Here is a 3,660-nt window from a genome sequence, read left to right as displayed (position 1 = left end):
ATCGTGGCCGGTGTGCATAAGGATCACGGTATTGTGGGCTTTGATGACCGACCAGGACAATCCGCGGCCCAGATCGTCGGGGCAGAGCGGTTGTGGCAACCGAGAGCAGGCTTGCTGCTTCTGGCTAACTTGAATATGGTCGCGTTCTGCGGCAATCTTCGGAGTAATGCCTTTGATCTCGAGTACGGCTTCGAGCAGAAGGGCGTAGTCCTTGGCCGTGGTGTAGACCTTATCGGCGGAGATGGGCTTGTCAGCGAAGGTTCCCGAATGATGCGAACTGAGCTGGCGATTTCCGGCGAGCGCATTCGAGATTTGGTACCAACTTGCGGATTCTACTGCTGCCGGTCAATTCCGGCGCGCACAGACGCGGTCGTGAGCCTTTCCATCGGACTTGCGGTTCAATTCGCATGCAGTTCGATTCGCAAAGCAAATCTTCTGAGATTGCGCAACCGCGTAGTGTTCAAATTTTGAAAGCCCGCGGCAGCCGCGAGGTAAACCATCTGCCTCGGCAGCCTGCCGGCGGGGGTGCTTTCATGCGCGGCGATCCAGACGAGCACGATCGCCAATACGAACTGCGCGGCGGAGGCCCCCCACGTCAACAGCGGGCCTAAGATTCTTGAGTCGTAACGGGGTCCGATAGCCAGCAGAACCAGCGATGAAACCAGGAGAGCGAGGGGGACCATTCGCAATGCCAGTTGGAGCGGTTGTGGCGATGGTTTGACCGGTCTGAGATCCTGGGCGATCGCCCGCATCAGTGCTTCCGGTGGCTTCGGTGAACGATCCATCATGCACGAGTCCTTTGGAGAGTATTTAGCGCAACGCGCAGCTCTGCCATTCCCCGGCTGGCACGCGCGCGAGCCGCCGCGCTTGTAATGCCTAGCATCCCGGCGATCTCCTCGAAACTGAACCCCCACTCATGGTGCAGCAGCAGCGCTTCGACCTGATCCGGGGATAAATGCGTTAGACCTCGGCGAATCTCATCCTGAGAGCCGAGCCTGTCCGCTTCCGGAAGCACCGGCAATTCAGGCAAGTCCTCGCGCGACTCATGAACCTTTGCCCATTGCCGGGCTGCACGCCGATTCATCAGATAAACGTTTCGCGCCAAACCGAACACCCAAGGTCTAACCGCATATTTCGGGTTGTAAGCGGCTCTCGACCGGTGCATTTGAAGAAAGGTTTCCTGAAGCAGATCATCGGCGATTTCCGAGCCGGCTGCCAAATGCAACAGATAGCGGCGCACTCCCGCTGCGAGCTGGCCGTAGATCTCCTGAAATGCTTCCGGCGATCCGCCCTGATAACGGATCATCAGGGCGCGAAGTTCCTGATCTCCATCGCTCATTATTAAGCTCTTTGCCGCGCGAGGCGCGTTTGTGACCGGGTTCGGTCAAAAAACGATCAGCCGTAATCGTGTCACACGCCGGGTGCTGCGGGCAAATATCAGACAGGCGAGCGAGACGCCGCCAGCAAGCAAACCAGAATCGAAAGGACAACCCAATGAACTTTATGACTTCTCTTTCTTCGGCCTCTGGGGTTCAGCCGATCTCTTCAATGCTTTCTATCAGGCCAATCACGCGGGCCTCGCCTCGGGGTAGTTGGGAGCCACCTACTTCATTCCGACTTTCGTCGTGCCCTTGCTGCTGATCACACACGGACTCGCTTTCCGGATTCTTCTGCAACATCAAAATGTACCAGCAGTACAGGAAAGCCGGCACTTGGCATAAGGTTGTGCCCAAACCCGGGACTCGAACGAGTCCCAGGAGGTCTCCATGGATCGATCACATGCGCTGCTTGGATTTCTTACCATTCTCCTAATGACAGTTTCATCATTCATTAGTCTGCCGGCAGTTGAAGGACAGGTCCGATTGCAAACCACAGAAGAGCGGAGCGCGCGGATTTCAGACTTGCAGAAGCAGATTAGAACTGCTAAGAACGCCCACACTAATGCGGAACAGCTCGGAACATTGTGGCTCCATCTGGCTGACGCATATCAGGATGAGCTTGACCAGCAATCTGCGGAGGATGCGTTCGTCCATGCATTGGGTGTGTTGCACACAACGACAGAAGCGGAGCTGTATGCGAATGCGCTCGATGGGATCGCAACTGTTTATGCTGCAACCGGGCGGTTGGACATCGCCGAGAAGTGCTTGCGTCAGGCACTTAAACTGGAGGATACCAAGCGGGGTTCAGCGGCTGAGGCGGGGACACAGGTGAATCTGGCGACTGTGCTTCTCCTCAAACATCGATACGAAGAGGCTGTGAAAGAGCTATCCGCTGCATTGCTTTATTTGGATACGCCGGCTGACTCTGACGTGGATACATTGATCACCGTCTACGTTGCACGCAGCCGCGCTCTCTGTGATATGAAGCATTGCGAGGAAGGACTGCGGGACTTAGAGCGGGCACTGGCCCTCGCCAATGGCAGGTTCGCGGTTAACTCTCTTGGAATGATTTCGATTGCTGCAGTTCGCGGATTTGAGCAAATCCGTGCAGGATCTGTGGAGCAGGGCGGCGAGGCGTTTCGGCAGGCTATGCGGCTGGTAGACAGTCGGACAGATCTGTCACCCTCGGTTCGAACGGAGATACGACTGCGCATCCTGGAGTCCTACTCCCAGGCGCTCAGGTTCGCCCACCGTAAACAAGAAAGGAAGAGAGTCCAGGAAGAGCTTGCGCGCGTTAAGGATCAGGAACCGCGGGGTTGCAACGGATGTACGGTAAGTGCAGCGATACTGGGAATGGTGCTACCTTAATGCCCGCAACCATCTCTGGCCCGGGCAGTGAATCCTCACCGGCCTTCAGAAGCACTGTCGCTCGTGCCGCTTGCATCCGGCGGTACGATGCCCAGAGTCGAAGCGCACAGCGCCATAGCGACTCTGTATAGCGTCCTACAAAAGTGAAAGCAAAGCGACAAGCGCGGCGAACTCTTCGTCGTGTGACCACGGGGGCAAGAGGGTGACCACGATTCTAAAGTGACGGCTAAGTTCATTAGGTTGCAGATGAAGAAAGTTCATCGCTCTCTTGAGTAGCTCGCTTTCTCTAACAGTGAATGATTCGATCCGCATGCTTGCTTGCGCGGAACAACGCTCCGCGGAAAGTTCCCCGCCCGCAGCCTGGATCAGCGCATGAGATGCCAGGTGCGGAATCGTCCCTTGCGTCCGGGCAGGGTGCCGACCAGCCACTTGATGCAGGGGCAGCGTTTGGCGGTGGGATCGTCCTGGTATTTGCAAGGGGAGCGGTGGCGGACGTAGACGGAGAGCATGGTGCGAACAGTCTAGAGCGTGGCGGCAGGTGGTACAAATTTGCCACAGGGTTGGCAAAATGAGGTCATACTTTCGTCTAAGTTGTTGATTGCAAACGATAAGCGAATTGGTGGAGGCGGCGGGAGTCGAACCCGCGTCCGAAACTACTGTCGACGAAGAGCTTTCATGCTTTTTCCTAGTTCTAAATCTCGTAACGAGCGCTAAGAACGGACAAAGATACGCTCGAAACCAGCCTGATCGATCTTACCCTCTGCGTCCAGGCGGAACACTTTGGGCCAGCCTACTGTGCGACGACCGGTATGGGCCCATAGGCGAAGCCCAAGCGGTCGGCTACTTAGTTAATTAAGCAGCAAGAGCCAGGTTGTTGTTGGCACTTATAGTTTTGTGATCGATTACGGGTGTT

The 3,660-nt window shown here is 56.2% G+C and carries 4 protein-coding genes and 1 other RNA gene; 3 read left to right on the top strand and 2 right to left on the bottom strand.

Features of this window, described 5'->3' with window-relative positions; all coding sequences use genetic code 11:
- Window positions 1-471 (top strand): hypothetical protein (locus tag AB4043_RS19930; RefSeq protein WP_442307877.1); only part of this gene is annotated, 471 nt, incomplete at its 5' end.
- Window positions 472-784: 313 nt separating this feature from the next.
- On the opposite strand, the gene AB4043_RS19925 is transcribed toward AB4043_RS19930, so the two are convergent.
- Entirely contained in the window at window positions 785-1,339 is a 555-nt protein-coding gene (locus tag AB4043_RS19925; protein ID WP_442301805.1) for an RNA polymerase sigma factor, read from the bottom strand.
- A gap of 31 nt (window positions 1,340-1,370) precedes the next feature.
- On the opposite strand from AB4043_RS19925, the gene AB4043_RS19920 reads away from it, so the two are divergent.
- Window positions 1,371-1,592 (top strand): hypothetical protein, encoded by a 222-nt coding sequence (locus AB4043_RS19920; RefSeq protein WP_442301804.1) that lies wholly within the window; start codon window positions 1,371-1,373, stop codon window positions 1,590-1,592.
- 174 nt (window positions 1,593-1,766) lie between these two features.
- On the top strand, window positions 1,767-2,747 hold the full coding sequence (locus AB4043_RS19915) for a hypothetical protein (RefSeq protein ID WP_442301803.1): 981 nt from the start codon (window positions 1,767-1,769) through the stop codon (window positions 2,745-2,747).
- A 617-nt stretch (window positions 2,748-3,364) separates the two neighbouring features.
- On the opposite strand, the gene ssrA is transcribed toward AB4043_RS19915, so the two are convergent.
- Window positions 3,365-3,660, bottom strand: a transfer-messenger RNA (tmRNA) gene (ssrA, locus tag AB4043_RS19910); the annotation flags it as partial.

The sequence above is a fragment of the Terriglobus sp. YAF25 genome, assembly GCF_052113305.1.
Classification (GTDB): Bacteria; Acidobacteriota; Terriglobia; order Terriglobales; family Acidobacteriaceae; genus Terriglobus.
The sequence above is the reverse complement of the archived record's forward strand: the minus strand, read 5'-3'. Positions and strand labels throughout refer to the sequence as shown.

Excerpts from the sequence above, each read along its gene's own strand:
- AB4043_RS19925 (WP_442301805.1), bottom strand. The coding sequence starts at position 1,339 with ATGAGCGATGGAGATCAGGAACTTCGCGCCCTGATGATCCGTTATCAG.
- AB4043_RS19915 (WP_442301803.1), top strand. The coding sequence starts at position 1,767 with ATGGATCGATCACATGCGCTGCTTGGATTTCTTACCATTCTCCTAATG.